We start from the raw sequence: 26,424 nt of genomic DNA on the forward strand, positions 1-26,424 counted from the left end.
CGCTAATTGCGCCGGACTGGTATCGGGCCGACGTTAGAAGACGGTGTTGAGACGATCCAGCAAGGCGCGCGCGGGGTTGATCATCGACATGGCGAGCGAACCGGTCATGCGGTCGAGCCGATCCTGCAACCGCGCCACCCGGTCGTACAGATCATGGCTCGCCTCGATCAGCGCGCGCGCGGCGAAGGGGAAGGTCGCCACCAGCAGCGGATCGCTTTCGCTGGCCTTTCCCAGCCGATATTTCTCGTCGGACAGGTCCGCATCGCCGATCTCGCCGCGTTGCCAGGCGCGCTGGCTGAGCAGCCAGGCGATGATGTGCATCAGCCGGGTCGTCACCTTGAGCGATTCGCAGGCGAAGGCGACCCGGCGGAGCGGATCGTCCATGCCGTCTTCCGCTACGTCACGGCCGTCGAAATAGGATCGCGCCTCGTCAGCCATCAGCATGGCTTCGAGATAGAGGCCGTCCACGAGGCCGCGATGCAGGCCGCGATCAAGAGATATTGCACTGGGCATGGGCGATCACTGACATGAATTTGCAACCTTGTCAGGCCCGACATTGCGCCCGTTTTAGCGTCCTGTCCCATTTAAGATCGGTTAGCGCGACGTTAACCATGATCGCCGGGTCAGGCGATGATGTCGGGCACCAGTTCGTCTTCCAGTTGGGCGATTTCGTCGCGCAGCCGCAGCTTGCGCTTTTTCAGCCGGGCGATCTGCATCTGGTCGCCGCCGCCGCTATCGACCAGCGCGGCGATGGCCGTGTCGAGATCGCGATGCTCCACCCGCAACAGTTCCAGTCGGCGCATGATGTCTTCCCGGCTCACGGCGCTCCCTTGCATCCAAAAACGTGGCAGATGGTGGACTGATAGCGGGGCGAGCCCATGCGGGCCATCGCAAATTTTCGCGCGACCATCGCAAAGCCCGAATCGACGCGAGACAAGGCGGACGAATCATGATTTACTTCTACGTCCATCACCCCTCGTAAGGAGAATGTCATGGAGAACAGCCATATTTCCGCTCTTTCGGCAAAGCATGCCGGCCTTGATGCCCGAATCAAGGCCGAAACGAGTCGGCCCATGCCCGACGCCACGTTGGTGGCTTCGCTCAAAAAGCAGAAATTGCGGCTGAAGGAGGAGATGTCGGCCAAGCATTAAGCCGCATCTTCGCCAGGGAGGAGGTCAGGATCCGGCAGCGTCCGACTGCCGATCCGACCTCACCCCAGGCCTGCATTCAAGACCCCGAAAAGCAAAACGCCCCGCATCCATGAGGATGATCGGGGCTATTTTATGCGATTGGGAGGCGCGCCGTGGGGCGCGGGGACGTCAACGGCGCAGCAGCGGGTTGGTGCGCAGATAGTCGGGCAGCCCCTGCTGATTGCTGGTCGATACGGGCTTGCGTGCCAGTTGCGGATCGATCGGCGCGTCGAAGGCGATACCGATCTTGTCGTCGCGCGACCAGGCGACCACGCCGCTGACCTTGCCGACGCCGCGCAATTCAAATTCGACCCGGGCATCTGCCGGTATGGCGCGCTCGCAATCGGCCATCAGGCCGGTGGCGGAGAGATTGCGGATGCGGGCCTTGCCCAGCGGCGCCCCTTCGGGCGTGGCGAAGCTGGTGAGCAGGAACAGGCTGTCGCGCGGCGCTGTGCGTGCCGGCCCCCGATCAGCGATATTCCGTTCGTCGTTCATCATCCAACCTGCGCGTAAAATGTCAGTAGAATGCCAAATGTCTACGCGCGAGGGATGGAAAAACCGTTAATCGTCGCGGGAGATTTTTTCGTGGCGTTCATGCCGTTCCTGCGCTTCGACCGTCATCGTCGCGATCGGCCGCGCTTCCAGACGACCCAGCGAGATCGGTTCGCCCGTGACTTCGCAGTAACCATATTCGCCATCGTCGATCCGGCGGAGCGCGGCTTCGATCTTCGAAATGAGCTTGCGCTGGCGGTCGCGGGTGCGCAGTTCGATCGACCAGTCGGTCTCGCTCGATGCGCGGTCGTTGAGGTCGGGTTCGCGGAGCGGTTCGTTCTGAAGGACGGCGAGCGTGCCTTCGGAATCGGCCAAAATCTGCTTCTTCCAACTCCACAGTCGCTGGCGGAAATATTCCAGCTGGAGTGGATTCATAAACTCTTCGTCGGGCGAAGGACGATAGTCGGCGGGAAGCGTTACAGTCGATTTTGGCGGTTTTTCACCGTCTTTATCGGAATTTAGGACCGATGCCATGTTGGCTCTCCGACTCGCAAGGCCCCGGCGTTTGAACGACCGATCGCCCGTGATAATGCAGTGGGGGCGCTCATAGCCATCGGCTGGCAGCGACACAAGCGGCCATTCCAGAGACTCGCATGCGGGAGGGCGGATTTTTGCCCATGGGCGGACGGAGGGCGTTCCCGCCTCGCTCTTTACCCATCCCTCAAGCGCCGTTCCATAGTGGGACGTTAACCATATCGCTTCGCAAAAATATGGATTACCGCTCGACAGGCGACTGCTATTGAGGGTTAACGCCGTTGCAGTTAACGCTTTATTTTGCGTTGTTGCGGATAGGGAATACCCGCCAGCCTGTTTTCCGGATTTGCCGGTAGCGGGCGGCAAGGTAACATAAAAGAAGAGTGGAACCTATGTCGGTACGGATGGCATTGGCTAAATTATGCGCCTGCACCTGCGGCGGCGCGATCATTGGCGGCGGTGCCGTCCATGTGGCCGAAAGCGCGCGCCCGGCAGTGGTCCATAGCTCCAAAAGCACCAAGGCTGCGCCCAAGAAGCGCTATGCCGTGCGGACGGTGAAGCGCAAGGTGGTGAAGACCGCCATGACCTGCGCGCCCCAGACGGTGACCGTCACCAGCCAGCAGGCGCCCATCCCCCTGCCCGCTCCCATCCCGATGGCACCGGCAGAAATGCCGATGATGTCGGGCGGCGGCGGTGCCGTGCCGATCGTCATGGGCGGCGGCGGCGGATTTGGCGGCGGCGGTTTCATGGGCGGCTTCTTCGGTGGCGGCGGTGGCGGCAGCGGCGGGGGTTCGGTCGTGATCTCCTCGACCAGCAGCTCGACCGGCGGCATCAGCAGTTCGACCAGTTCGACGACCGGCGGCGTGTCCACGTCTACCGGCGGCGTTTCGACATCCACAGGCGGCGTGTCCACATCGACCGGGGGCGTTTCGACCTCGACCGGTGGCGTGTCGACATCCAGCGGCAACGTGTCCACATCGAGCGGTAACGTATCGACATCGTCGGGCGTCAGCAGCAGTTCGTCCTCGTCCAGTTCCAGCTCGTCGTCCTCTTCGTCCAGCTCCTCCTCCAGCAGTTCGGGTGGATCGAGCGGCGGCAAGCCCGACAAGCCGGATCATCCCGGTTCGACGGGCGGCAGCAGCGGGTCTTCGAGCAGTTCCTCGTCGGGCAGTTCCTCATCCTCGTCGTCCGGTGGCTCGTCCAGCTTTGGCAGCACCGGCAGCACGTCGTCCTCGACATCATCGAGCAGCGCGTCGTCGAGCAGTTCCTCGTCCAGCGGTGGTTCGAGCAGCACGGGTGGCACCGATGTCCCCGCCCCGCCGATGGTGCTGCTGTTCGGCGCGGCCGCCGTCGCGCTGGTCGCCCGTCGTCGCTTTGCCGATCGCAAGGCGCAGGTCGCGGCCTGACGCTTTCGACACAGGTCACGAAAAAGGGCGGCTTCCGGTATCGGAGGCCGCCCTTTTCGTATGTGTGCCGTCAGCGCCGGATCAATTGTCCGCGATGATCTTTTCGATGTCGGCGATCGGATGGTTGACCAGATCCTTGGCGATCTCGCCGGCCAAGCGGTCCTGCACTTCCTTGTGATAATGTTTGCGCATTTCTCCCAGCGTGCCGGGCGGTGCGACGATGATCAGCTTTTCATAGTCGTTGGCAAAGGCGCGATGCTTGAGGATGTCGGCGGCCTGCGCGGCGAACCGGTCTTCCTCCAGATCGTGGAAATTGGTTTCCGACATGGCGCTGCGATGACCGCCGACCGAGTTGAAGGCGCGGCCGGGCGTATCGGTGCCCTGATCGCGATCGGCGGGGTTATCCTGCTTTTCGACCTGTTCCGTTTCCAAATTGGGGATGGCGGCATCGCCCTTGTTTCGGAAAAACAACATCTTGCGGCCGTCGGCTACCAGCACAAGTGCGCCTGGATCTATTTGCATCGCCTTTTCCTTCTCTCTTTTTCAGGGGATAGACCTGTAACGGATGACAGCGCGCAGGGTTGCGTGGCCGATCGCAGGGCGGCATAGGACTGGCCATGCATGACATCCGTTTCATCCGCGAAAATCCCGCCGCTTTCGACGCTGGCCTTGCCCGGCGCGGAGCCGCCCCCCTGTCCGCGCAGATATTGGCGCTCGATGAGCAGAGCCGGGCGATCAAGACGCAGTTGCAGGTCGGGCAAGCCCGCCGCAACGAGGCGAGCAAGCTGATCGGCCAGGCCATGGCGGCTGGCGACAAGGACAAGGCCGAGGCGCTGAAAACCGAAGTGGCGGCGCTCAAGGATGGCACGCCCGCATTGGAGGCGCAGGAGCGCGAACTGGGCGATGCGCTGACGGCGATGCTGGCGGCGATCCCCAACCTGCCCGCCGACGATGTGCCGGAGGGAGCGGATGAGGACGCCAATGTCGAGGTAAGTCGCTGGGGCACGCCGCGCGACTTTGACTTTGCGCCGCAGGACCATGCGGATTTCGGCCCGGCGCTGGGGCTGGATTTCGAGGGCGGTGCGAAGCTGTCGGGGGCGCGCTTTACCGCGCTGCGCGGGCAGATGGCGCGGCTGCATCGGGCGTTGGCGCAGTTTATGCTGGATACGCAGACCGGCGTGAACGGCTATGAGGAAACCAACCCGCCGTTGCTGGTGCGGGATGAAGCGCTGTTCGGCACCGGGCAATTGCCGAAGTTCGCCGAAGACCTTTTTGCAACGAGTCGAGCCATTTTGCAATTTCGCGAAACGTTCGGAGCATTAAGTAGGGTTATAAAGGACAATACGCCTGGACAGGCTGTTATCCAAGACATGGCCATGAAGTGGGCAGAACAGTTACCTACAATTAACGAACGCCTCTGGCTGATCCCTACCGCCGAAGTCTCGCTCACCAATCTGGTGGCCGATCAGATCGTACCGCTGGCTGACCTGCCGGTGCGGCTGACCGCGCTGACCCCCTGTTTCCGTTCCGAAGCCGGGTCTGCGGGGCGCGATACGCGCGGGTTCATTCGCCAGCATCAGTTCGAGAAGGTCGAACTGGTCACCATCTGCGCGCCCGACGAGTCGCCAGCCGAGCATGACCGCATGTGCGCGGCGGCCGAAGGAATATTGCAGGCGCTCGCCCTGCCCTATCGCAAGATGCTGCTCTGCACCGGCGACATGGGCTTTGGCGCGCGCAAGACATGGGATCTGGAAGTGTGGCTGCCGAGCCAGAAAACCTATCGCGAGATCAGTTCCGTCTCCAACTGCGGCGACTTTCAGGCGCGGCGCATGAATGCGCGCTACAAGCCGGAGGGTGAGAAGCAGACGCGCTTCCTGCATACGCTGAACGGTTCGGGGCTGGCGGTCGGGCGGACGCTGGTGGCGGTGCTGGAAAATTATCAGCAGGCCGATGGCAGCGTGATCGTGCCGGAGGTGTTGGTGCCGTATATGGGTGGGGTGACGGTGTTGGAGCCGCGCAAATGACCTTGCCTAGCAAGGCGGCGGGCCGCGGGCGCTGTGCTTGGGGCAATCCCCCTCCACCACGCCCTTCGGGCGCGGTCCCCCTCCCCGTGCCGGGGAGGAATTGATTTGCGCATTCTCTTGACCAATGATGATGGCGTGCATGCGCCCGGCCTCAAGGTGTTGGAGGCAATCGCGCGCACCCTGTCCGACGATATCTGGATCGTCGCGCCGAGCGAGGAGCAGTCGGGGGCCGGGCATAGCCTGACGCTGACCCGGCCGCTGCGCATCCGCCAACATGGCGAGAAACATTATAGCGTCACCGGCACCCCGACCGATGCGGTGATGATGGCGGTCGGACATCTGATGAAGGATGCCAAGCCCGACCTCATATTGTCGGGCGTCAATCGCGGGGCCAATCTGGCCGAGGATGTGACCTATTCGGGCACGGTCGCCGCCGCGATGGAGGGCACGATTTCGGGCATCCGATCCATCGCGCTGAGCCAGGTCTATGCCCGATCGGGGATGGGCGACGATGTGCCCTTCGCTGCGGCGGAAGCCTGGGGCGAGAGGGTGCTGCGCCCGCTGATCGCGCTGCCCGTGACCCCGCGCATGTTGTTCAACGTCAATTTCCCGGCGATCGACCCCGACGCGGTCAAGGGCATCCGCGTGGTGCGGCAGGGCTTTCACGATGTCGATCGCACGAAGATCGTCGAGGGCACCGACCCGCGCGGCTATCGCTATTATTGGTTCTCGCTGGGCAGCAGCGACGCGGTGCCCGAAGGCAGCGACCTGGCGGCGATCGCGGAGGGTTATATCACGGTCACGCCGCTGCACTATGACCTGACGCAGGACAGCGCCATGGTGGTGACGGCGGCTGCCTTTTCCGCCTGACAGCGCAGGGGGTGGCAAGTTCGCACGATTGCGATAGACAGGCGTCGATGTCTCGCGCGCGCTTACCTTTTATCCTCCTGCTGCTGAGCGGCTGCATCCCGACCGAAAGCACCCGCACGGGCGGCGACACGCCGCCGCCGCGACTGGACGCCGATGCATCGAGCGTGGAACTGGTCGAGCCGGAACCGGTATGGACCGCGCAGCAAGTGGTCGCCAATGCGCAGACGGTCGCGGCATCGCGCTATGTCGTGCAGCCGGGCGATACGCTGCGCGGCATCGGCAACCGCACCGGCGCGGGGTCGGAAATGATCGCGCGGGTCAATGGGCTGACCCCGCCCTTCGCCCTGCGCGCAGGGCAGGCCCTGTCCATTCCCGGCGGCCGCTATCATCTGGTGGCGGAGGGCGAAACGGGGATCGCGATCGCCGCTGCCTATGGCGTGCCATGGAACCAGATAGTGGCGGTGAACGGGCTGGAAGAGCCCTATATGCTGCGGCGGGGACGCCGCCTGCTGCTGCCCGGCAATACGCCTGCAAGCGCGCCCGACCTGGAGCAGCGCGCCGCCGCCTTTCGCATCGACATCGATGACGTGCTGACCGGGGGCCAGCCGGCGGCAGCGGAGAATGCGCCGGTGGCGGTGGCGTCGGCCGCGCCCCGCCCGCTGCCGAGCAATGTGCCGATCGCCCAGCCGAGCCGCCTGACCGGCCGCTTCGCCTGGCCGGTCAAGGGCAGCATCGTCTCGCGCTTCGGCCCCGGTGCCAGCGGCGCGAAGAATAACGGTATCGACATCGGCGTGGCCGATGGCACCCCGATCAAGGCCAGCGCCGATGGCGTGGTCGCCTATGCCGGGGACAAGGTGGCAGTGTTCGGTGGGCTGGTGCTGATCAACCATGGCAGCGGCTGGGTCAGCGCCTATGGCCATGCGTCGCGCGTCGATGTGATGCGCGGGCAGAAGGTGACGCGCGGCCAGGTGATCGGCCTGACCGGCGATACCGGCTATGCCAGCCAGCCCAAGCTGCATTTCGAACTGCGCAAGGACCGGGTGCCCGTGAACCCCCTCACCCAGTTGCCGACGCCATGAACGTCAAGCCCCGCGCCACCTCCCCCAGTACCGAGGGTTTCCTGCGGCGGCGTTCGTCGATGCCGATGTGGGTCGATATCAGCTGGCGCGTCGGGCTGGTGTTCGGGCTGATCACGCTGGTGTTGGGGCTGCACTGGATCGGCCGCGATGGGTTGAAGGACAATCTCGACGATCATATCAGCTTCATCGACGTGCTGTATTTCACGACGGTCACCGTGACGACCGTTGGCTATGGCGACATCGTCCCGGTCACGCCCGAAGCGCGGCTGTTCGAAGCCTTGTTCGTTACGCCGATCCGACTGTTCGTCTGGCTCATCTTTCTGGGCACGGCCTATAATCTCTTCCTCCGCAATATCCTCTACAGGTGGCGCATGGCACGTATTCAGGCCGATCTGCACAATCATATCGTCGTCACCGGTTTCGGCACCAGCGGGCAGGAAGCGGTGCGCGAATTGCTGGCGCGCGGCACCAACCCGCGCGAGATCGTGGTGATCGACGGCAGCGACAAGGCGCTGGAACTGGCCGAATCCAAGGGGTGCAATGTGTTGTGCGGCGATTCGACCCGCGACAGCGTGTTGAAGGATGTGGCGATCCACCGGGCGCGCAGCATGATCGTGTCGGCCGGGCGCGACGATACGTCGATCCTGATCACTTTGACCGCGCGGCATCTGGCCCCGCGCATTCCGATCAGCATCGTGGTGCGCAACGAGGATAATGAATTGCCCGCGCGTCAGGCTGGCGCGACCACCGTCATCAATCCGGTCAGCTTTGCCGGACTGTTGATGGCGGGCAGCACCAGCGGCAAGCATATCGCCGATTATATGGCCGATCTGGCGGCATCGGGCGGGCGCGTGCGGTTGAACGAACGACCGGTGTTCCCGGAGGAAATCGGCAAGCCGCTCTCCGCCGTTACCACCGGCCTTGGCGTGCGCATCTATCGCGACGACCGGCCGATCGGCTTTTGGGAGCCGGAGGCCAAGAGCCTGCAAAGTGGTGACCTGATCATCGAAATCGCCGAGGGCGACGGCCAGGACCGGGCGTAACCCGGCAGGTCGATGGCGGCGCGTGACATTTGGCGCACAAATCCCTATGTGCGCGACCATCATGGCAACCAAATTTCCTGACGCGCCGAAGATCGGCATGGTTTCGCTCGGCTGTCCGAAAAACCTGGTCGACTCCGAACGCATCCTCACCAAGCTGCGGTCGGACGGCTATCAGATGTCGGCGGATTATGCCGGGGCCGATGTCGTGCTGGTCAACACCTGCGGCTTTCTCGATTCGGCGAAGGAAGAATCGCTGGAGGCGATCGGCGAGGCGATGGCCGAAAATGGCCGCGTCATCGTCACCGGCTGCATGGGCGACGAGGCGGATCTGATCCGGGCGAAATTCCCGCAGGTGCTGGCCGTCACCGGCGCGCATCAATATGAGCAGGTGGTCAATGCGGTGCATGATGCATCGCCGCCGATCCCCAACGCCTTTGTCGACCTGGTGCCCGAAGGTGGCCTCAAACTGACGCCGCGCCATTACAGCTATTTGAAGATTTCGGAGGGCTGCAACCATCGCTGCTCCTTCTGCATCATTCCCTCGATCCGGGGCGATCTGGTATCGCGGCGGATCGACGCGGTGCTGCGCGAGGCGGAAAAGCTGGTGTCGGCGGGGACCAAGGAATTGCTGGTCATCAGTCAGGATACGTCGGCCTATGGCGTCGACACCCGGCATGAGCCGCGCCAGTGGAAGGGCCGCGAGGTGCGCGCGCATATGACCGACATGGCGCGCGAACTGGGGCAGTTGCGCGACGCGGACGGCAAAGCGCCCTGGGTCCGGCTGCACTATGTCTATCCCTATCCGCATGTCGATCAGGTCATTCCGTTGATGGCGCAGGGGCTGCTGACGCCCTATCTCGACATTCCGTTCCAGCACGCATCGCCGTCGGTGCTGAAGGCGATGAAGCGCCCGGCCAATGAAGCCAAGGTGCTGGACCGCATCCATAAATGGCGCGCCATCTGCCCCGACATCACGATCCGGTCGAGCTTCGTCGTGGGCTTTCCGGGCGAGACCGAAGCCGATTTTCAATATCTGCTCGACTGGCTGGACGAGGCGCAACTCGACCGCGTCGGCGCGTTCCGCTTCGAACCGGTCGAGGGGGCTGCGGCCAACGCCCTGCCCGGCGCGGTGCCGGAAGCGGTCAAGGAAGAACGCTATCAGCGGATCATGGCAAAGACCGCCGCGATCAGCGCCGCCAAGCTGGCGGCCAAGGTCGGGCGCGTGCTGCCGGTGATCGTCGATGAAGTCGGCGAACCGGACGAAGAGGATGGCAGCATCGGTGCCACTGCCCGGTCACAGGCCGACGCGCCGGAAATCGACGGCAATGTGTTTTTGCGCGATGTCGGCGAGGGGCGGAAGGCTGGCGATATTTTCGACGTGCTGATCGAGGATGCCGATGAGCATGATCTTTATGGCGTGCCGGTTTAGATCATGAATAGCCGTCATCCCGGCGAAAGCCGGAATCTCGCTTCTTCTGTGGTGGTAGAAGGAAGATAGAGAGATCCCAGCTTTCGCTGGGATGACGGGGTTATTTTACCGCCACGAAGGCATCGCGATAGTCCGGTTTGATCGCGTCGCGCATGGCCGCGTCTACCGGCAGGGTCACTTCATAACTGCCCTCGGCATAGGGACCGGCGCTATAGGGGCCGACCACCACGGTCAGGCCGTCGATCAGCTTGCCGTCCTTCGATGTCGGCACCAGTACCTGTTCCATCGGATCGATACATTGGGTGAAGTCATCATCGCCGCGCACGACGGGGGCGCCGCGCTTTTCGGCGCGCTGCTGGTCGAGTATGGCGCAGAAGCGGTCGCGGATCGCGGTGGAGAAGGCGGCGGGCGCGGCCATCAGCGCCTTGACGCTGCTTTCCTGTTTGCGCGCCTTGTCCCACAGCACGGCGTCATAGCCGGTCATCCCATGCGCGCCGCCGGTATAGACATAGGTTTGCGATTGGAGCGCGAGGAAGCGGGGCGTGTCGGCCGCGACGCTCCAACTTGTTTCCAAGCTGTGCGGGCGGAAGGGATAGCCGGACTGTTTAGCGCTGGCGCTGTCTTCCTTCGCCATTTTCAGCGCGTCGGCCTTGGTCGCGGCCATGTCGCGCGCGAACTTATCGACCAGCGCAGGGAAGGCGGCGGCTTCCGCGGGATAGGCATAGGCGAATTCCAGGCCACCCGCCGTTTCCTTGACCGCAAAGGGCTTGGATGGCGGCGCGGGGGGCGGCGTGCCCGCCATGCGATCGGCATAGCGGGCGGCCGCTTCATTCTCGGCGGCATTGCCCACGGGGGCGTCGGACGACGGGGCGCAGGCTGCAACCAGCAGCAGCGCGATCAGGCCACTTGGTGCGAGCGCCCGCCGCATCAATGCGCCTTTGCCATGCGGCAGCGTTCGCCGACCGCCTTGCGTGCATATTCGCTGTCCAGCGCCTGGGCGGCATTGGGCCAGCCCTCGGCGATCAGCGCCTGTTCGACGGCGCGGATATTCTCAAAATGGCCTGTTTCCGCGAGCGTGTAGGCGCGCGCGCGAAGGGCCTGTAGGCCACGATCGTCTGCATGAAGCATCGTCACTCTCCTTGGCTGTGATTATGCCGTCGAAACTAGGCCCACGCGCGCGATAGTGCAAAGGAAGAAAGGGCCGACCGTGCGGTTGGGGCGACGAATAAATTACGCCTTCCCTTGGCTCGGCGCTTTCCCTTACATGCCTGCCATGACCGATTTTGCCGACTGCATCAAAGCCGACACCGCGCAGCCCGCCCATCCGATCCATCTGGTCGAGGCCAAGGCGCTGGATGCTTGGCTGGCGAGCCGCCCGGAACAGAGTCGCGCGCTGCTGGCGGCGCAGAAATTCCGGGCAAAGCCGCAGGAGACGGCGATCCTGCCGGGCGAGCGGGACGGCGACTGGATGGTCGTGGCCGGGGTGGCGGACAAGGGGGCGCTTGGCCCCTGGTGCCTGGCGCGCCTCGCTGAGACGTTGCCCGAAGGGCGCTATCGCCTGGCGGAAGGATCGCCCGGTGCGGCGATGCTGGGATGGATGCTGGGGCAGCATCGGTTCGACCGTTACCGCCGCGAGGATGTTCCGGTCGGGCCGCGCCAATTGCTGACCAGCGACGTCGCGCGGATCGCGCCAGCGGTCGATCTGGCGCGGGCGGTCTCACTCGTGCGGGATCTGGTGAACACACCCGCTGCCGATATGGGCCCGGCCGAATTGGAAGCGGCGACGGAAGCGGTCGCCAAGCCCTTTGGCGCGACGGTCGTGGTGACGCGCGGCGATGCGCTGGCGCATGACTATCCGATGATTCACGCCGTCGGGCGGGCCGCCGACCGGCACTTCGCGCCGCGCCTCATCGAACTCAATTGGGGCGATCCGGCTGCGCCGCGCATCGCCATCGTCGGCAAGGGCATCAGCTTCGACAGCGGTGGCCTGGACATCAAACCCTCGTCGGGCATGCGTCTGATGAAGAAGGATATGGGCGGCGCGGCGCATGCGCTGGCGCTGGCGCAGCTCATCATGGCGGCGCGGTTGCCGGTGCGGTTGCACCTGCTGATCCCGGCGGCGGAAAATGCGATCAGCGGCAATGCTTTCCGTCCCGGCGACATATTGCGCAGCCGCAAGGGGCTGACGGTCGAGATCGGCAATACCGATGCCGAAGGGCGGCTGGTGCTGGGCGACGCGCTGGCCCGCGCGGCGGAGGAGAAGCCCGAACTGATCGTCGATTTTGCGACGCTGACCGGCGCGGCGCGAGTCGCGGTCGGGCCGGACCTGCCCGCCCTGTTCGCCAACGACGACCGGCTGGCCGCCGATATGGCGCAGGCGGGGACCGACGTGGATGATCCGACCTGGCGGCTGCCCTTATGGGAGGGCTATGCCGACATGTTGAAGTCCGACATCGCCGATATCAACAATGCGGGCGAAGGCGGCTTTGCCGGCGCGATCACCGCCGCTCTGTTCCTGCAACGCTTCGTGCCCGACGATACGCCCTGGCTGCATCTCGATACCTTCGCCTGGCGGCCATCGACCAAGCCCGGTCGTCCCAAAGGCGGCGAAGCTCTGGGGCTGCGCGCCGCGTTCAAGCTGTTACAGCAGCGTTACCAGCCCGCTAAGTAAAGCGTCACATTCCGCAGGACCGTTACGCAACCCGATTGGGCATCGTGCGTTAAGCCCGCATGAACGTCCACACAGCACAAGATCAGGTTGCCGCCATTGAACGCCCCGGAGTTCAGCCGCTTCGCCAATGGATGCGGACGCTGGTGGATTATGTCCGGTCGGGCAAACCTGACCTCACCAACCGGCAAATGGCGCTGATGATGACGGTCTATATCGGTGCCGGGCCGCATACGGTGCGCGGCCTTGCCGAAGCGCTGCATGTGTCCAAGCCCGTCATCACCCGCGCGTTGAACAAATTATCGGCGCTGGGCTATCTCCGCCGCGAGCGCGATGTGGCCGATCGACGCAATATTTTCATCACCCGGACCCCCAAAGGGGCGGAATTCCTTGACGCCTTTCATCATTTCATCGCAGGAACCGCGCGCGATGATAGGCACGACAACAGCAAAGCGGAACGCACCGCCTGAAAGAAGCCGGTTCAAGCTGGATGGCCGTTCGGTCGCGCTTGACCGCCGTATCCATGCTGCGCGCGGCGACCTGGCCGACCTGGCGCTGGCGGGCATTCTCTTTTCCGCCCATTATGCGCGCGCGGTGCCCTTTACCTGCGTGATGCCGGGCACGCCGATCCTGTCGGCCCCCTCCCCCAGCGCCGAAGCCGTGACCGAGTTGTTACGCGGCGAGACATTCCATGCGCTCGACGTGATGACCGACTGGGCCTGGGGCTTTTGCGGCCATGACGGCTATGTCGGCTATATCCGGCGCGAGGCGCTGGACGTCGCCGAAACGGTGACGCACCGCATCATAGCGCAGACCGCACCGCTGTTCCGCAAGCCCGACATCAAGGCGCAGGTGCTGGACTATTGGCCGATGGGCGCGCAGTTCACCGGCGAAGTGGAAGGCGCGTTCGTCAGCTGCGCCGAAGGCTATATCCATAGCCGCCATGCCAAAGCGATCAGCGAAGCGGACAGTGATTGGGTCGCGGTCGCCGAAGCCTATCTCGGCCAGCCCTATGTCTGGGGCGGACGCGGCCATCGCGGGATCGACTGTTCGGGGCTGGTGCAGGCGGCGCTTGGCCAATGCGGCATCGCCGTGCCGCGCGACACCGACCTGCAGTGCGAGGGCATCGGCCTGCCGATCGAAAGCGACGCGGCGTTGCGGCGGGGCGACCTGATTTTCTTTCCGGGCCATGTCGGCATCATGACCGATGGCAAGACGCTGCTGCACGCCAATGCGCATTGGATGGCGGTGGTCAAGGAGCCGCTCGCCGATGTCGTTGCGCGGCTGACGCACGACCATGCCCAACCCATTATCGCACGGCGGAGGATCGGCGCATGAGCCACACAATCTTCATCGACGGCGGCGTCGGTACGACCGGCATCGAAATCGGCGACCGGCTGGCGGGACGCCCCGAATTGTCGCTGATCACGCTGGACGAGAAGGACCGCAAGGATGCGGCGGCGCGGCGCGATGCGCTGAACGCGGCCGATATCGTCATCCTGTGCCTGCCCGACGATGCCGCGCGCGAAGCCGTGGCGCTGATCGACAATGATCATACGCGGGTGATCGACGCATCGACGGCGCATCGGGTGGCGGACGGGTGGACCTATGGCTTTCCCGAACTGGAGCCGGGCCATCGCGAAAAGCTGGCAGCCTCACGCTTCGTCGCCAATCCGGGCTGCTGGCCGACCGGTTTTCTGGCGCTGGTCCGGCCGCTGACGCTGGCAGGACTGGTGCCTGCCGACTGGCCGGTCACCGTGTCGGGCGCATCGGGCTATTCAGGCGGCGGCAAGGCGATGATTGCCGAATATGAGGGCACAGACGGCGCGCCGACCGCGTTCCGCGCCTATGGGCTTGGCCTGGGCCATAAGCATGTGCCGGAAATGACCCGCTATTCGGGGCTGGTCCATCCCCCGCTGTTCGCGCCAGCCGTGGCCAATGGCTATCGCGGCATGGTGGTGGAAGTGCCGCTGCAACTGCGCGCCATGCCCGGTGCGCCGTCGCTGGCCGATATCCATGCCGCTTTGGCAGCCGCCTATGCCGGGTCGCCGCTGGTCAGCGTTGCGCCCTTGAGCGAGAGCGCAGCGATGGGGCAAGTCGAGCTGGAGCATGTCGGCGCGACCGACCGGCTGGCGCTGTTCGTGTTCGGCAATGCGACAAGCGGTCAGGCGCGGCTGGTGGCGGCGCTCGACAATCTGGGCAAGGGCGCGGCTGGCGCGGCCGTGCAGAATCTCAACATATTGGCGGGCCTGCCTGAAATAGCGGGCTTGCGCCTCTAACGCCGTCGGTCAGTGAATGGTGCCGGCCGGCTGGTCATCCGCCAACAGGATGATCAGCCGCTCGATCTGACGCCAGTGGCAAAAATGGATATGATTGCCAAGGTCCAGGCTGCGGTCGGCGCGGGCGGCGGCTTCATAACCTGCATCGGCACCGAATATCGCCATCAGTTCGGTCGCATCGTCATAGCTCTTTCGATCCGAAAGATATGGTAGCTGCATGATGATCCCCCGACGATTATAGCGATACTCTGTTCGGGCAAGCGCTTCAATTGCCGTGCCATTTCCCCGCTGTGGCATGGGAGGCGGGTTAGCAGCGTAAACGATGCGTTAGCCAAGCCCCAGAGCGGGACAGGCTGCTCCAGTCTGGCACAACCTGTCCCGAAACGGTCCCGGCGGGATCGCCGCGCAAAGCCGCTGGCATTGGCCGCCGCGCCGTGGCAAGGGCGGGGCATGACGAAGCGCAAGAAAGACCCCACCGGCGCGGGCGCCATCATCGCTTTCCTGATCCTGGGCGGCGCGATCACCGGCGGATTGATGGGACAGCCCAGCATCGGCCTGCTGTCGGGCCTGGCGCTCGGCATCCTCATTGCCCTGCTGCTCTGGCTGCGCGAACGCGGCAAATAAGCCCGCTCGTCCGCCTTGCCCGGCGCGGCACGGCGACATAGATGGGAAGGCATGAACAAGCATGTCATCGCCCTCCCCCTCATCGCCATCGTCGTAGCCGGTGGCGCGTTCCTCTACCTGGCGCAGGGGGACACGTCGCAACTGCCGCCCGGCGCGGATACGGGGCGCGAACCGGTCTTCACCAAGCCACGCAGCGAGATGGTCCCGACGATCAACATCGCCGAAGTGAAGCCGTGGACCGGCGGTGAACAGCCGGTCGCGGCGCAGGGGCTTGCCGTGGCGCGCTTTGCCGATGGCCTTGTCCATCCCCGCTCCATGATGCGCCTGCCCAATGGCGACATATTGGTGGCCGAAACCAACAGCCCGCCCCGGCCCAAGGACGGCATCGTCCAGCGGGTGATGAATTATCTGATGGCGAAGGCTGGCGCGGGCGATCCGTCGGCCAACCGCATCACCCTGTTGCGCGACGCCGATGGCGATGGCCGCGCGGAGACGAAGACGGCGTTCCTGACCGGCCTCAACTCGCCCTATGGCATGGCCCTGGTCGGCGACATGCTTTATGTCGCGAATAGTGATGCGCTGATGGCCTTTCCCTATAAGCCGGGCGACCTGAAGATCAGCGTCGCGGGCCGCAAGATCCTGAACCTGCCTGCCCAGACCCCCAATATGCATTGGACCCGCAGCCTGACGGCTGGCCCTGATGGGCTGCTCTATGTCGGTGTCGGGTCCAATAGCAATATCGGCGAAAACGGGATGGAGACCGAGACCAACCGCGCTTCGGTGCTGGAGGTCAATCCCAAGGATGGCAGCTATCGCATATTCGCTTCGGGCTTGCGCAATCCGGTCGGCCTGGCTTTCGAGCCGACGAGCGGCGCGCTTTGGGGCGTGGTCAATGAACGCGACATGCTGGGGGCCGATCTGGTGCCCGATTATCTGACGCGGGTGGAATTTGGCGGCTTTTACGGCTGGCCGTGGAATTATTGGGGCGGTTATGAAGATCGCCGGGTCCAGCCGCAGCGGCCGCAACTGCGCGAATATACCAAGCGGCCCGATTATGCGCTGGGCAATCATGTCGCGCCGCTGGGGCTGACTTTCGCCGACAAGGTGACGCTGGGCGCACCCTATGCCCAGGGCGCGTTCGTCGGCCTGCATGGCAGCTGGAACCGCAAACCAGCGGCGGGTTACAAGGTCGTGTTCGTGGGCTTTGCCGATGGCGAAGCGGGCAAGGCCAAGCCGGTCGATGTGCTGACCGGCTTTCTGGATGCCGATGGCAATGCCCGCGGTCGTCCGGTCGATGTGACCGCCGACGCCAAGGGCGCACTGCTGGTCAGCGACGATGTCGGCGGCGTGGTGTGGCGGGTGACGAAGGCGCAGTAGCGCCTAGACCGTCAGCCGTTGCCGCCCACCAGTCGTTGAGATGGACCGCCCTGCACGGTTCGGCATCCTCCCCTGGCAGGGGAGGTGTCAGCGCGTAGCGATGACGGAGGGGTATCACCCTATCGAGAGGGGTGACACCCCTCCGTCTGGCCTTCGGCCAGCCACCTCCCCTACAAGGGGAGAATGGTTTTACTTCTAGACTGTCAGCCCGTGCCGCCCGGCCAGTTCGACCACATATTGCCAGGCGACGCGGCCTGATCGGCTGCCGCGCTGGGTCGACCATTGGATCGCTTCCAGCGGGTCGAATGCCACGCCCAGCTTGGCCGCATAGCCGCGCACGATCGCCACATAGGCGTCCTGGTCGAGCGCGTGGAAGCCGAGGCTGAGGCCGAAGCGGTCGGACAGCGCCATGCGGTCGTCCACCACGTCGCGCGGGTTGATCGGGTCGTCCTGCTCCGACAGGTGCCGGGGGACGATGTGGCGGCGGTTGGAGGTGACATAGAGGCGGACATGCGGCGGGCGCGCTGCCGTGCCGCCCTGTAGCAGCGATCGCAACGTCCGGGCGTCGCCCACGCCCTCGTCGAAGCCGAGGTCATCGAGAAACAGGATGAACGGCCGGTCAGTGCCGCGCAACAGCGCGAACAGCGCAGGCAGGCTGGCCAGCGCGTCGGTCGCGCATTGCAGCAGGGCGATGCCCTGCCCTTCGCGCTGCAACCGGCCGACCACCGACGCCACTGCGGCCGACTTGCCCGTGCCGCGCGCGCCCCACAGCAGCACGTCATGCGCGGCATGACCAGCGGCCAGGCGGCGGCTATTCTCCAGCAAGGCGCTCTTTTGCGCATCGATGCCGGTCAGCAGGTCGTAATCGACCGGCGTGAAGTCATCCACCGCCTGGATGGCTTGGCCGTCCCACATATAGGCGGGCGATGCGGTAAGATCGGCGCAAGCGGCTGGCGGCGGGGCGAGCCGGTCGAGCGCGTCGGCGATGCGGGTCAGGAGGGCGTCGTTCATGCGCCGGGCTTAGCCAGCGATGATCGCTGCGGCAAGCGCAGGTCCACCAATGTCATTCTCCTGTCGCAATGGACTTTTACTTGGGTTTACTGAGGTCTATATCGCGGGGACCGTGACCATCGCCAATCCAGCCTATTCCACTAAATCCTGCCGCTATGGCGCCGAGGCGCTGCGGGAGGCGGCGCTGTTGATCCGCGCCGGTGAGCCGGTGGCGGTCCCCACCGAGACGGTCTATGGCTTGGCCGCCGATGCCACCGACAGCCATGCCGTTGCGGCAATCTACAGCGCCAAGGGGCGTCCGAGTTTCAATCCGCTGATCGTCCATGTGTCCGACCGGGCCATGGCCGAGCGGTTGGCGGATTTCTCCCCGGTCGCCATGCGCCTTGCCGACCGTTTCTGGCCGGGGCCGTTGACATTGGTGCTGCCGGTGCGGGCGGATAGCGGGCTGTCGCCGCTGGTGATGGCGGGCTTGCCCACCGTCGCGCTGCGCCTGCCCGCGCATCCGGCGATGCGCGCGCTGATCCGCGAGAGCGGGCGGCCGCTCGCCGCACCGTCCGCCAATCGCAGCGGGTCGATCAGCCCGACGCGCGCCGAGCATGTTCTGGCCAGCCTGAATGGCAAGGTGCGGATGATATTGGATGAGGGGCCGACCAGCGAAGGCGTGGAATCGACCATCGCCGCGCCGGACGCCGACCAAGTGCGGCTGCTGCGCCCTGGTCCGGTGACGGCGGCGATGCTGGAGGAGGCAAGCGGGCTTCCCGTTGTCATTGGCAATGGCGCGCACAAGATCGAAGCGCCCGGCCAGTTGGAGAGCCATTATGCGCCGTCCAAGCCGGTGCGATTGAATGCGTTGCGGGCGGAGAAGGATGAATATCTGATCGGCTTCGGCCTGATGCCCTGCCACATCAACCTAAGCCCCGATGCCAATGTGCGGGAGGCCGCCGCAAGCCTGTTCGCGGCGCTGCACATCGCTGACGCCAGTGCTGCGGTGAAGATCGCGGTTGCGCCCGTCCCAATGGAGGGGATCGGCGCGGCGATCAACGACAGGTTGAAACGCGCGGCGGCGTGAGCTTAAAACATAGGATAATAATCTTAGATTGAATCAACCCCGTTCGTGCTGAGTAGGGGCTGAGCTTGTCGAAGCCCCGTATCGAAGCATCAGTCCTTCGATACGCCATTTGCCCTTCGGTCGTCTGCGACTCCGACTTCGCTCAATGGCTACTCAGGACGAACGGGGTTGAAAAAACCAGCTTTCAGCCGCAATTATCGTAGCCGGCCTCGCGGCATTGTTTGCGCCGTTCCTTGTCGGCTTTCTTGCGCGCCTTGCCTTCGCGGGCTTCCTGTTCGCGCATCTTGCGGCCGTAGTTGCGGTCGGATTCGTCCTGGCTGGTCGTGGCCCAGTCCGCGGCCTGCGCGCCCGCGCGCACGGGCAGGGTCACGACGTCCAGCGCAGCCTTCGCCACGCAGCCGGTCAATGTGACCAGCATCAGCGGCGCGGCGATCCATGATAGCTTCGTCATCTGCATTTCCCCCGGCCTCGGTCCACCACCGCCATGCCATGGTGCCTATTAACCGCAGCCTAAGGACGAAGCAAAGCGCAATGAACCGTCGCGGGGTGATCAGGCCTCGATGCGCTCGGCAAAGCCCTTGCGCAGCTTGGCGAGCTTGGGCGGGATCACGGCCACGCAATAGGGATTGCTCTCGCCGACCCGCTCCCAATATTTCTGGTGATAATCCTCCGCCGGATACCAGGGCGCGTCATCCTCGATCGTGGTGACGATCGGGTCGGTCTGATCGGCCTGGGCGCGGTCGATGGCGGCGCGCGCCTGTTCCGCCTGTTCCGGGGAATGCGGGAAGATGGCGGAGCGATATTGGGTGCCGACATCATTGCCCTGCCGGTTCAGCGTCGTCGGATTATGCGTGGCGAAGAAAATGTCCAGCAGGTCGGCATAGCTGATGACCGACGGGTCGAAGCTGATGCGGATCGCTTCGGCATGGCCGGTCGTGCCCGAACATACCTGTTCATAGGTCGGGTTCGGGCGCGCGCCGCCGATATAGCCGCTTTCGACGCCACTGACGCCCTTCAAATTCTGGTACACCGCCTCGGTACACCAGAAGCATCCACCGGCCAGCGTTGCGATTTCCTGCGTCATATCGTCATTCCTATCCATGTTCGATGCCATAGATAGGAAGGGTCAGGCGCCGCTTCCAGTCGCCAATTCGGCGGCCTTCGCCCGTTCCTCCGCGACCAGTTCCTTGCGCGACAATTTGCCCACCAGCGTCTTGGGCAGGGTCAGCCGCACTTCGACGGCCTTCACCCGTTCATGCTTGCCCAGTTGCGGGTTGAGCCAGGCCTTGAGCGCTTCGTCATCGATATCGAACCCGTCATTGAGGGTGACGAAGGCCTTGGGCTGTTCGCCGCGATAATGGTCGGGCACGCCGATCACCAGTGCCTCCTTGACGGCGGGGTGGTGATAGAGGACTGATTCCACCTGGCTGGGGAAAACCTTGAACCCGCCGACGGAGATCATGTCCTTTAGCCGGTCAACGATGCGGACATAGCCGTCCTCGTCGATTTCGCCGACATCGCCGGTGCGGATGAAGTCGCCCATGAACACTTCGGCGTCGGCATCGGGGCGGTTCCAATAGCCTTTCATCACCTGCGGTCCGGCGAACAGCAATTCGCCCGGCTCGCCAGGCGGTGGCGGCTTGGTCGGGTCTTCGCGATCGACGATCTTGACCCGCGTGCCCGGCACGGGCTGGCCGACCGTGCCGGTCTTGTTCAGCCCTTCATAGGGGTTGGTACAGACGATCGGGCTGGTTTCCGTGAGGCCATAGCCTTCGATCAGCTTGGCCCCCGTCGCTTCCTCAAAGCGTTGCCGCACTTCCAGCGGCAGCGGCGCACCGCCCGAAATACAGGCGCGCAGCGAGGAAAAGTCGATGTTGCGGATCGCGGGATGATCGAGCAGCGCCTGGAACATGGTCGGCACGCCGGGGAGCGAGGTCGCCTTGACCCTTTGTACGGCGGCCAGCACCTGCGCTGCGTCGAAGCGCGGCAGCATCACCATTTCGCCGCCGTTCAGCACTGTACGGTTCAAGGTACAGGTATTGGCGAAGACATGGAAAAAGGGCAGCACCGCGATGATGCGATCCGGCTCGTTGGCGTGCGGGTCGATCACCTGCGCCTGGCGCGCATTGGCGGTCAGATTCTGGTGCGTCAGCATCGCGCCCTTGGGCGTGCCGGTGGTGCCGCCGGTATATTGCAGTAGGGCGATGTCCTGTTCCGGGTTGATGTCCGCCACGGTGCAGGCACCCGGATTGGCGATCAGCTTGTCATAGCGCAGCACGCGGGGATCATGCGGCAGGGCGGCCGTCTCCGCGGCCTTGAACCAGCGGAACAGCAGCGATTTGACCGGCGAGAGCATCTCGGCGACCGAACCAACCACCAGCTTTTCGAGGCTGCTATGGTCCAGCACCTTGAGCGCGGTCGGCAGCAGCGCCTTGGCCGACAAAGTGAAGAGGATCTTGGTCCCGCTATCTTCGACCTGATGTTCGAGTTCAGCGGCGGTGTAGAGCGGGGAGAAGTTGACGACGATGGCACCGGCCATCAGCGCGCCATAATAGGCGGCGACATAATGAGGGGTATTGGGCAGATAGAGGCCGACCCGGTCGCCCTTTTGCACCCCCATCGCCTGCAGGCCGCAGGCGATGCGCTTGATCTGGCCGAACACCTCCGCATAGGTGAATTTTCGGCCCATGAAATCAATCATGATGGCGTCGGGATGGGCCAGCGCGCTGTCGGTGACCATGTCCCCCATCGATAATGGCGGGAAGGTCTGGTCCCACAAAGCGGGGTGGCGGTAATTCTCTCTCCAGAGCTTTTCTATGTTCTCCATGGCCCAAAGTGTATGGCCATCGCCCGCTTTACGCAAGCGTCAAGCACAGCAAAAAGGGCCGCACCGAAAGCCCGGCGCGGCCCTGAAAAAATGCTGCATTGCAACGACCTGTCCCGGTCGCCGCGTGACGCTACGGCATCACACCTCGCCCTTGTTGTTGCTGAACGGATCGATGATCGTGGCGACGCTCGAAATCAGGTCCGTCTCGCTCTTGAGCGCGTCTTCGGCGCGCTGCAACGCGTCCTTCCGTTCGCGGCGCAGCTCTTCGATCAGCGCTTCGCGATCGCCATCCAGGCGCGAATCGGTCGGCGCTTCGATGCCGAGTTTCTTCGCCGCCTTGGCCACCAGCGCGTCCAGTTCACGCTGCGAACAGAGGCCCAGCGTCACCGGATCCTTGGGCGTGATGTTGGAGATGTTCCAGTGGGTGCGGTCGCGGATCGCGGCGATGGTGGTGCGGGTGGTGCCGATCAGCTTGCCGATCGCGCCATCCGAGATTTCCGGGTGATTGCGCAGGATCCAGGCGATGCCATCGGGCTTGTCCTGCCGCTTGCTGACCGGGGTGTAGCGCGGCCCCTTGGTCCGGCGAACCGGCTCTGGTCCCTTGAGCATCTTCAAGCGATAATCGGGGTTCTGTTCGCCCTTGTGGATTTCTTCCATCGTGATTTCATGCGCGCGGACGGGATCACGGCCGGTATATTTGATGCTGGCGGTGTCATCGGCGATCGCCTGCACTTCGAGGATGTGCAGCCCGCAAAATTCGGCGATCTGGTCGAAGCTCAGAGCGCTATTGTCGATCAGCCAACTGGCGGTCGCGTGGGGCATAAGAGGCTGGGACACGGGGCTTCTCCGGCACGTAAAAACGATAAGGGCCGCCCAAGCAGGGCGGCCGCGACCGTTGGCAGATAGTCCATCCCGCCCCGTTCGGCAAGGAAAAGCGTCAGGCGGCGCTGTCGATCAGCAAGGGGTCGATGGCGTGCAGGCCGGAGAGAAATTCCTGCGCGCTGCGTTCCCAGCTGAAACTGCGGCCATAAGCGGCGCAGGCCGCGCGGTCGCACGGCAGGGCCTGCGCGATGGCGGTGCCCAGATCGTCGGACAGCGCGCCGGTTTCTGGCGTGACGATATCGATCGGCCCGGTGACGGGATAGCCCGCGACCGGCGTGCCGCAGGCCAGCGCCTCGATCATCACCAGGCCGAATGTGTCGGTGCGGCTGGGGAAGACGAAGACGTCAGCGCCCGCATAGGCCCCGGCGAGGTCCGCGCCGAACAGCGCGCCCAGGAAGCGCGCCTGCGGATAGGCGCGTTCCAGCGCGGCGCGGATGGGGCCGTCGCCGACGATGACCTTGGTGCCGGGATGGTCGGTCGCGAGGAAGGCCTCGATATTCTTCTCCACCGCGACCCGGCCGACATAGAGCTGGATCGGGCGGGGCAGGTCCGCAAAGACGGCAGGGGGCACTGCGTCGGGGGTGAAGGCGGTCAGGTCCACCCCCCGGCCCCAGGGGCGCACATTGGCGACGCCATGGGCGCGCAACTGATCGCGCACCGACTTGGTCGAGACCAGCACCGCCTGCGCCGGGCCGTGGAACCAGCGGATATAGCGCCAGAACCAGGCCGCCGGTAGCCCGGTGCGCTGGGCGACATAATCGGGGAAATGGGTGTGATAGGCGGTGGTGAACGGCACGCCGCTGCGCAGGCACCAGCGCCGGGCCGCGACGCATAGCGGCCCTTCGGTCGCCAGATGCACCGCATCGGGGCGGAAGGCGGCGATCGCCTGACCCACGACGGCGGGACGCACCAGCGCGAGGCGGATTTCGGGATAGGTCGGACAGGGAATGGAACCGTAGAGATCGGGCGAGATCACCATGATCCCATGCCCCATCTGTTCCAGTTCGACCTGGATCGTCTGGAGCGTGCGGACGACGCCATTGACCTGCGGTGCCCAGGCATCGGTGACGATCGCTATCCGCATGTCCCCTGCCCCCTTATGCCGCCATCCGCGCCGATGGCTGCACGCCCTCTGCGGCGGTGCGCTTCGCAATCTCGTCGGCCCAGTGCAGCACCTGCATCTGTCCGTCATCATGTTCGACCAGCGCGGTGCAGCCTTCCACCCAGTCGCCGTCATTATAATATTCTATGCCGTCGATCTCGCGCATCTCGGCATTGTGGATATGGCCGCACACCACGCCGTCGACGCCGCGCGACCCGGCTTCATGCGCCACCACTTCCTCGAAACGGGAAATGAAGGACACCGCATTCTTGACCTTATGCTTGGCCATCTTGCTGAGCGACCAATAAGGCAGGCCCATGCGCTGCCGCACCGCATTCACCACGACGTTGAGGCGCATCAGCGTCGTGTAGGCGGCGTCGCCGACGAAGGCGAGCCAGCGATGCGCGAGCATGATCGTGTCGAACTCGTCGCCATGCAGCACCAGCAGCTTGCGCCCATCGGCGGTCTGGTGGATCGCCTTGCGCCGGATTTCCACGCCGCCAAAGCTCATGCCGGTGAACTGGCGGAACATTTCGTCATGATTGCCGGGGATGTAGACGACCCGCGTGCCGCGCTTGGCGCGCTTCATCAGCCGCCACACCACGTCATTGTGGGTCTGGGGCCAGTAGAAGCGGCGCTTCAGCCGCCAGCCATCGATGATGTCGCCGACAAGGTAGATGGTATCGCTGTCGACGCTGTCGAGGAAATCGATCAGCATCTTGGCGTTGCAGCCGCGCGTGCCGAGGTGAATGTCCGAAATCCAGATGGTGCGATAGCGGCGACGCTGCCCCGCCCGCTCCGGGATGTGGAACGGGTCATCAATGCCCTGTTCCATCTCACCCAGGAAGGGCAAGCGCGTAATGGCGTTCATGGTACGGTCCCCAAAGACGTCTATCCTTGGGACCGAGTCCTTAGCGCGCCATTGTTACAAGTCCGCACCGAATATGACGGAAATGCTACGTTTTGCGGGGGTTTTGGCTTAGTCGATGTGGCTGAATGATTGCTGCAAGTTTATTTAACGCCGTCATTCCCGCGAAGGCGGGAACCCATCTCCCGACCTCTATTCTGTGGGAAATGGTGGGAGATGGATCCCCGCCTTCGCGGGGATGACGGGGAGAAGGCATGTCGTGCCGAAACATAAACGGAGAGCCAATGGATCCTGACTTTCGTCAGGATGACGGCGGGTGAGGCAGGACCGCTCCAATTCATCCCCTCACACTACTAGCACGATCTTCCCGAAATGTTCGCCGGCGTCCATCCGGGCGTGCGCCTTCGCCGCATCCGCCAGGGCGAAGCGCTGGTCCATGGCCGGGCGGAGCTTGGCTTCGTCGACGAAGGGCCAGACGTTGCGGACCAGTTCGTCGGCGACCAGGCTTTTGAAACCGACCGAGCGGGCGCGCAGGGTCGAGCCGGTCAGGGTCAGGCGCTTTTGCATGATGGTCGGGATGAAGATGCTGGCCTTCGCGCCGCCCAGCACGGCGATCGACACATGCCGTCCGTCTTCGGCCAGGCATTCCAGGTTGCGGGGCACATAGTCGCCGCCGACCATGTCCAGCACGGCCTGCACCCCCTGCCCGCCGGTTATGCGTTGGACCTGCTCGACATAATCCTGGGTGCGGTAGTTGATCGCTTCGTCCGCGCCCCAGCCCTTGGCCTGAGCGCATTTCTCGTCCGATCCGCAGGTCACGATGACCTTGACGTCGAACAGGTTGCACAGGCGGATCGCCATCGTGCCGATCCCGCTGGTACCGCCATGGACCAGCACCGTGTCGCCACCCACCGCATAGGCGCGCTCGAACAGGTTGGTCCATACGGTGAAGAGGGTTTCAGGCAGCGCCGCCGCCTCCACCATGTCATAGTCCGCCGGGACCGGCAGGCATTGGCCCGCAGGCGCCACCGCATATTGCGCATAGCCCCCGCCAGCCAGCAAGGCGCATACGCGCTGGCCGACCAGCATATCCGAACTGCGTCCGGCCGCAACGATCGTGCCGGAGACTTCCAGCCCCGGAATGTCCGAAGCGCCGGGCGGTGGCGGATATTTGCCCTGTCGTTGCAGGACGTCGGGCCGGTTGACGCCGGCGGCGGCGACCCGGATCAGCACCTCGTCATCGCCGGGGATGGGCAAGGGGCGGCGCATCGGCACCAGCGCGTCGGGACCACCGGGCGCGGCGATGCCTATCGCCATCATCTCCTTGGGCAAGGCCTCAACGTCCGCCATAGATTCCCCCTAAAAACCCCAGATGCTGCGATGCATCAAAATTGCCTCATCCAGCATCCACCCATATTGACACCGTGAGCAACAGGGTCAACATTGGCAACCATGGACATGGATGACGACCTCCCCCGCAAGGGCGACGATCTTCTGACCCGGCTTATCCAACAGGATCTAGGCCCCCTGTCCGTGATTGAACTGGAAGCCCGCATATCCGCCCTGGAAGCGGAAATTGCCCGCACCAAAGCAAAAATGCAAAGCGCCGTTAACCATAAGGCAAGTGCCGAGGCGCTATTTAATCGATGA

The 26,424-nt window shown here is 64.2% G+C and carries 32 protein-coding genes; 14 read left to right on the top strand and 18 right to left on the bottom strand.

Features of this window, described 5'->3' with window-relative positions; genetic code table 11:
- Positions 1-33 precede the first annotated feature (33 nt).
- Together OVY48_RS21100 and OVY48_RS21105 are read right to left on the bottom strand one after the other, a co-directional pair.
- Positions 34-513 carry a DUF1465 family protein gene (locus OVY48_RS21100; RefSeq protein ID WP_313924330.1) on the bottom strand — a complete coding sequence of 160 codons (480 nt, stop codon included), beginning with the start codon at positions 511-513 and terminating at the stop codon, positions 34-36.
- Between the two features lie 110 nt (positions 514-623).
- Entirely contained in the window at positions 624-803 is a 180-nt protein-coding gene (locus tag OVY48_RS21105; RefSeq protein WP_043151224.1) for a YdcH family protein, read from the bottom strand.
- Positions 804-992: 189 nt separating this feature from the next.
- Between OVY48_RS21105 and OVY48_RS21110 the strand changes: the two genes are divergently transcribed.
- Positions 993-1,151 (top strand): YdcH family protein, encoded by a 159-nt coding sequence (locus tag OVY48_RS21110; RefSeq protein WP_069064823.1) that lies wholly within the window; start codon positions 993-995, stop codon positions 1,149-1,151.
- Between the two features lie 168 nt (positions 1,152-1,319).
- Here OVY48_RS21110 and OVY48_RS21115 read toward each other — a convergent pair whose 3' ends face one another.
- The 5 genes from OVY48_RS21115 to OVY48_RS21135 all read right to left on the bottom strand — a co-directional run bounded on the left by OVY48_RS21115 (position 1,320) and on the right by OVY48_RS21135 (position 4,144).
- Entirely contained in the window at positions 1,320-1,685 is a 366-nt protein-coding gene (locus tag OVY48_RS21115) for a PilZ domain-containing protein (protein WP_096061976.1), read from the bottom strand.
- Between the two features lie 66 nt (positions 1,686-1,751).
- A complete protein-coding gene (gene dksA / locus OVY48_RS21120; protein ID WP_069064824.1) occupies positions 1,752-2,216 on the bottom strand; it encodes an RNA polymerase-binding protein DksA in 465 nt (154 codons plus the stop codon).
- A 538-nt stretch (positions 2,217-2,754) separates the two neighbouring features.
- On the bottom strand, positions 2,755-3,324 hold the full coding sequence (locus OVY48_RS21125; RefSeq protein WP_313924331.1) for a hypothetical protein: 570 nt from the start codon (positions 3,322-3,324) through the stop codon (positions 2,755-2,757).
- 6 nt (positions 3,325-3,330) lie between these two features.
- The gene (locus OVY48_RS21130) at positions 3,331-3,603 is read right to left on the bottom strand and encodes a hypothetical protein (protein WP_313924332.1); all 273 of its coding nucleotides are present in this window, start codon (positions 3,601-3,603) and stop codon (positions 3,331-3,333) included.
- Between the two features lie 100 nt (positions 3,604-3,703).
- Positions 3,704-4,144 (bottom strand): host attachment family protein, encoded by a 441-nt coding sequence (locus OVY48_RS21135; protein WP_037479872.1) that lies wholly within the window; start codon positions 4,142-4,144, stop codon positions 3,704-3,706.
- A gap of 95 nt (positions 4,145-4,239) precedes the next feature.
- On the opposite strand from OVY48_RS21135, the gene serS reads away from it, so the two are divergent.
- From serS to rimO, 5 genes are all read left to right on the top strand, one after another.
- A complete protein-coding gene (gene serS / locus OVY48_RS21140; RefSeq protein WP_313924333.1) occupies positions 4,240-5,646 on the top strand; it encodes a serine--tRNA ligase in 1,407 nt (468 codons plus the stop codon).
- Positions 5,647-5,751: 105 nt separating this feature from the next.
- Entirely contained in the window at positions 5,752-6,516 is a 765-nt protein-coding gene (surE, locus tag OVY48_RS21145; protein WP_313924334.1) for a 5'/3'-nucleotidase SurE, read from the top strand.
- Positions 6,517-6,563: 47 nt separating this feature from the next.
- Positions 6,564-7,595, top strand: a complete 1,032-nt coding sequence (locus OVY48_RS21150; RefSeq protein WP_313924335.1) for a M23 family metallopeptidase — start codon at positions 6,564-6,566, stop codon at positions 7,593-7,595.
- Positions 7,592-8,638 (top strand): potassium channel family protein, encoded by a 1,047-nt coding sequence (locus OVY48_RS21155; protein ID WP_313924336.1) that lies wholly within the window; start codon positions 7,592-7,594, stop codon positions 8,636-8,638. Before OVY48_RS21150 ends, OVY48_RS21155 begins: the two co-directional genes overlap by 4 nt.
- Positions 8,639-8,684: 46 nt before the next feature.
- Positions 8,685-10,067, top strand: a complete 1,383-nt coding sequence (gene rimO / locus OVY48_RS21160; RefSeq protein WP_313924868.1) for a 30S ribosomal protein S12 methylthiotransferase RimO — start codon at positions 8,685-8,687, stop codon at positions 10,065-10,067.
- A 100-nt stretch (positions 10,068-10,167) separates the two neighbouring features.
- On the opposite strand, the gene OVY48_RS21165 is transcribed toward rimO, so the two are convergent.
- On the bottom strand, positions 10,168-10,995 hold the full coding sequence (locus tag OVY48_RS21165; RefSeq protein WP_313924337.1) for a DUF3298 and DUF4163 domain-containing protein: 828 nt from the start codon (positions 10,993-10,995) through the stop codon (positions 10,168-10,170).
- Positions 10,995-11,195, bottom strand: a complete 201-nt coding sequence (locus OVY48_RS21170) for a hypothetical protein (protein WP_313924338.1) — start codon at positions 11,193-11,195, stop codon at positions 10,995-10,997. The genes OVY48_RS21165 and OVY48_RS21170 overlap by 1 nt, the downstream gene beginning before the upstream one ends.
- 145 nt (positions 11,196-11,340) lie before the next feature.
- On the opposite strand from OVY48_RS21170, the gene OVY48_RS21175 reads away from it, so the two are divergent.
- From OVY48_RS21175 to argC, 4 genes are read left to right on the top strand one after another with little or no spacing between them, the layout of a single operon-like run.
- A complete protein-coding gene (locus OVY48_RS21175) occupies positions 11,341-12,738 on the top strand; it encodes a leucyl aminopeptidase family protein (RefSeq protein ID WP_313924870.1) in 1,398 nt (465 codons plus the stop codon).
- A gap of 59 nt (positions 12,739-12,797) precedes the next feature.
- Positions 12,798-13,205 (top strand): MarR family transcriptional regulator, encoded by a 408-nt coding sequence (locus OVY48_RS21180; protein ID WP_069064834.1) that lies wholly within the window; start codon positions 12,798-12,800, stop codon positions 13,203-13,205.
- Positions 13,165-14,073 (top strand): C40 family peptidase, encoded by a 909-nt coding sequence (locus OVY48_RS21185; protein WP_313924339.1) that lies wholly within the window; start codon positions 13,165-13,167, stop codon positions 14,071-14,073. The genes OVY48_RS21180 and OVY48_RS21185 overlap by 41 nt, the downstream gene beginning before the upstream one ends.
- Positions 14,070-15,014, top strand: a complete 945-nt coding sequence (argC, locus tag OVY48_RS21190; RefSeq protein ID WP_313924340.1) for an N-acetyl-gamma-glutamyl-phosphate reductase — start codon at positions 14,070-14,072, stop codon at positions 15,012-15,014. The genes OVY48_RS21185 and argC overlap by 4 nt, the downstream gene beginning before the upstream one ends.
- A gap of 9 nt (positions 15,015-15,023) precedes the next feature.
- On the opposite strand, the gene OVY48_RS21195 is transcribed toward argC, so the two are convergent.
- The gene (locus OVY48_RS21195; RefSeq protein ID WP_313924341.1) at positions 15,024-15,233 is read right to left on the bottom strand and encodes a hypothetical protein; all 210 of its coding nucleotides are present in this window, start codon (positions 15,231-15,233) and stop codon (positions 15,024-15,026) included.
- 231 nt (positions 15,234-15,464) lie between these two features.
- Here OVY48_RS21195 and OVY48_RS21200 point away from each other — a divergent pair, with 231 nt between their 5' ends.
- Positions 15,465-15,638 carry a hypothetical protein gene (locus tag OVY48_RS21200; protein WP_171899197.1) on the top strand — a complete coding sequence of 58 codons (174 nt, stop codon included), beginning with the start codon at positions 15,465-15,467 and terminating at the stop codon, positions 15,636-15,638.
- A gap of 51 nt (positions 15,639-15,689) precedes the next feature.
- A complete protein-coding gene (locus OVY48_RS21205; protein ID WP_313924342.1) occupies positions 15,690-17,015 on the top strand; it encodes a sorbosone dehydrogenase family protein in 1,326 nt (441 codons plus the stop codon).
- 195 nt (positions 17,016-17,210) lie between these two features.
- Here the strand turns inward: OVY48_RS21205 and OVY48_RS21210 are convergent, their stop codons facing one another.
- Positions 17,211-18,026 carry an ATP-binding protein gene (locus OVY48_RS21210; protein WP_313924343.1) on the bottom strand — a complete coding sequence of 272 codons (816 nt, stop codon included), beginning with the start codon at positions 18,024-18,026 and terminating at the stop codon, positions 17,211-17,213.
- Between the two features lie 112 nt (positions 18,027-18,138).
- Between OVY48_RS21210 and OVY48_RS21215 the strand changes: the two genes are divergently transcribed.
- On the top strand, positions 18,139-19,095 hold the full coding sequence (locus OVY48_RS21215) for an L-threonylcarbamoyladenylate synthase (RefSeq protein ID WP_313924344.1): 957 nt from the start codon (positions 18,139-18,141) through the stop codon (positions 19,093-19,095).
- Between the two features lie 184 nt (positions 19,096-19,279).
- Here the strand turns inward: OVY48_RS21215 and OVY48_RS21220 are convergent, their stop codons facing one another.
- From OVY48_RS21220 to OVY48_RS21250, 7 genes are all read right to left on the bottom strand, one after another.
- The gene (locus OVY48_RS21220; RefSeq protein ID WP_313924345.1) at positions 19,280-19,546 is read right to left on the bottom strand and encodes a hypothetical protein; all 267 of its coding nucleotides are present in this window, start codon (positions 19,544-19,546) and stop codon (positions 19,280-19,282) included.
- Positions 19,547-19,645: 99 nt separating this feature from the next.
- Positions 19,646-20,179, bottom strand: coding sequence for a peptide-methionine (S)-S-oxide reductase MsrA (msrA, locus tag OVY48_RS21225; protein ID WP_313924346.1), 534 nt, complete (start codon positions 20,177-20,179; stop codon positions 19,646-19,648).
- Positions 20,180-20,221: 42 nt separating this feature from the next.
- The gene (locus OVY48_RS21230; RefSeq protein WP_069064842.1) at positions 20,222-21,922 is read right to left on the bottom strand and encodes a long-chain-fatty-acid--CoA ligase; all 1,701 of its coding nucleotides are present in this window, start codon (positions 21,920-21,922) and stop codon (positions 20,222-20,224) included.
- 138 nt (positions 21,923-22,060) lie between these two features.
- Positions 22,061-22,744, bottom strand: coding sequence for a DUF1013 domain-containing protein (locus tag OVY48_RS21235; protein ID WP_037476890.1), 684 nt, complete (start codon positions 22,742-22,744; stop codon positions 22,061-22,063).
- Between the two features lie 115 nt (positions 22,745-22,859).
- The gene (locus OVY48_RS21240) at positions 22,860-23,888 is read right to left on the bottom strand and encodes a glycosyltransferase family 1 protein (protein ID WP_313924347.1); all 1,029 of its coding nucleotides are present in this window, start codon (positions 23,886-23,888) and stop codon (positions 22,860-22,862) included.
- 13 nt (positions 23,889-23,901) lie between these two features.
- Positions 23,902-24,777, bottom strand: coding sequence for a UDP-2,3-diacylglucosamine diphosphatase (locus OVY48_RS21245; protein ID WP_069064845.1), 876 nt, complete (start codon positions 24,775-24,777; stop codon positions 23,902-23,904).
- Positions 24,778-25,119: 342 nt separating this feature from the next.
- On the bottom strand, positions 25,120-26,124 hold the full coding sequence (locus OVY48_RS21250; RefSeq protein WP_313924348.1) for an NAD(P)H-quinone oxidoreductase: 1,005 nt from the start codon (positions 26,122-26,124) through the stop codon (positions 25,120-25,122).
- Between the two features lie 102 nt (positions 26,125-26,226).
- On the opposite strand from OVY48_RS21250, the gene OVY48_RS21255 reads away from it, so the two are divergent.
- Complete coding sequence (locus tag OVY48_RS21255) at positions 26,227-26,424, top strand: DUF1192 domain-containing protein (protein ID WP_037476881.1); 198 nt, start codon at positions 26,227-26,229, stop codon at positions 26,422-26,424.

Origin of the sequence: Sphingobium sp. SA2 (assembly GCF_032227065.1) — a bacterium.
In the GTDB taxonomy this organism is placed as follows: Bacteria; Pseudomonadota; Alphaproteobacteria; order Sphingomonadales; family Sphingomonadaceae; genus Sphingobium.

Coding starts and splice junctions, on each gene's coding strand:
- OVY48_RS21100 (WP_313924330.1), bottom strand. CDS start 513: ATGCCCAGTGCAATATCTCTTGATCGCGGCCTGCATCGCGGCCTCGTG.
- OVY48_RS21105 (WP_043151224.1), bottom strand. CDS start 803: ATGCGCCGACTGGAACTGTTGCGGGTGGAGCATCGCGATCTCGACACG.
- OVY48_RS21110 (WP_069064823.1), top strand. CDS start 993: ATGGAGAACAGCCATATTTCCGCTCTTTCGGCAAAGCATGCCGGCCTT.
- OVY48_RS21115 (WP_096061976.1), bottom strand. CDS start 1,685: ATGAACGACGAACGGAATATCGCTGATCGGGGGCCGGCACGCACAGCG.
- dksA (WP_069064824.1), bottom strand. CDS start 2,216: ATGGCATCGGTCCTAAATTCCGATAAAGACGGTGAAAAACCGCCAAAA.
- OVY48_RS21135 (WP_037479872.1), bottom strand. CDS start 4,144: ATGCAAATAGATCCAGGCGCACTTGTGCTGGTAGCCGACGGCCGCAAG.
- serS (WP_313924333.1), top strand. CDS start 4,240: ATGCATGACATCCGTTTCATCCGCGAAAATCCCGCCGCTTTCGACGCT.
- OVY48_RS21150 (WP_313924335.1), top strand. CDS start 6,564: ATGTCTCGCGCGCGCTTACCTTTTATCCTCCTGCTGCTGAGCGGCTGC.
- OVY48_RS21155 (WP_313924336.1), top strand. CDS start 7,592: ATGAACGTCAAGCCCCGCGCCACCTCCCCCAGTACCGAGGGTTTCCTG.
- rimO (WP_313924868.1), top strand. CDS start 8,685: ATGTGCGCGACCATCATGGCAACCAAATTTCCTGACGCGCCGAAGATC.
- OVY48_RS21165 (WP_313924337.1), bottom strand. CDS start 10,995: ATGCGGCGGGCGCTCGCACCAAGTGGCCTGATCGCGCTGCTGCTGGTT.
- OVY48_RS21170 (WP_313924338.1), bottom strand. CDS start 11,195: ATGCTTCATGCAGACGATCGTGGCCTACAGGCCCTTCGCGCGCGCGCC.
- OVY48_RS21175 (WP_313924870.1), top strand. CDS start 11,341: ATGACCGATTTTGCCGACTGCATCAAAGCCGACACCGCGCAGCCCGCC.
- OVY48_RS21180 (WP_069064834.1), top strand. CDS start 12,798: ATGAACGTCCACACAGCACAAGATCAGGTTGCCGCCATTGAACGCCCC.
- OVY48_RS21185 (WP_313924339.1), top strand. CDS start 13,165: ATGATAGGCACGACAACAGCAAAGCGGAACGCACCGCCTGAAAGAAGC.
- argC (WP_313924340.1), top strand. CDS start 14,070: ATGAGCCACACAATCTTCATCGACGGCGGCGTCGGTACGACCGGCATC.
- OVY48_RS21195 (WP_313924341.1), bottom strand. CDS start 15,233: ATGCAGCTACCATATCTTTCGGATCGAAAGAGCTATGACGATGCGACC.
- OVY48_RS21200 (WP_171899197.1), top strand. CDS start 15,465: ATGACGAAGCGCAAGAAAGACCCCACCGGCGCGGGCGCCATCATCGCT.
- OVY48_RS21205 (WP_313924342.1), top strand. CDS start 15,690: ATGAACAAGCATGTCATCGCCCTCCCCCTCATCGCCATCGTCGTAGCC.
- OVY48_RS21210 (WP_313924343.1), bottom strand. CDS start 18,026: ATGAACGACGCCCTCCTGACCCGCATCGCCGACGCGCTCGACCGGCTC.
- OVY48_RS21220 (WP_313924345.1), bottom strand. CDS start 19,546: ATGACGAAGCTATCATGGATCGCCGCGCCGCTGATGCTGGTCACATTG.
- msrA (WP_313924346.1), bottom strand. CDS start 20,179: ATGACGCAGGAAATCGCAACGCTGGCCGGTGGATGCTTCTGGTGTACC.
- OVY48_RS21230 (WP_069064842.1), bottom strand. CDS start 21,922: ATGGAGAACATAGAAAAGCTCTGGAGAGAGAATTACCGCCACCCCGCT.
- OVY48_RS21235 (WP_037476890.1), bottom strand. CDS start 22,744: ATGCCCCACGCGACCGCCAGTTGGCTGATCGACAATAGCGCTCTGAGC.
- OVY48_RS21240 (WP_313924347.1), bottom strand. CDS start 23,888: ATGCGGATAGCGATCGTCACCGATGCCTGGGCACCGCAGGTCAATGGC.
- OVY48_RS21245 (WP_069064845.1), bottom strand. CDS start 24,777: ATGAACGCCATTACGCGCTTGCCCTTCCTGGGTGAGATGGAACAGGGC.
- OVY48_RS21250 (WP_313924348.1), bottom strand. CDS start 26,124: ATGGCGGACGTTGAGGCCTTGCCCAAGGAGATGATGGCGATAGGCATC.
- OVY48_RS21255 (WP_037476881.1), top strand. CDS start 26,227: ATGGACATGGATGACGACCTCCCCCGCAAGGGCGACGATCTTCTGACC.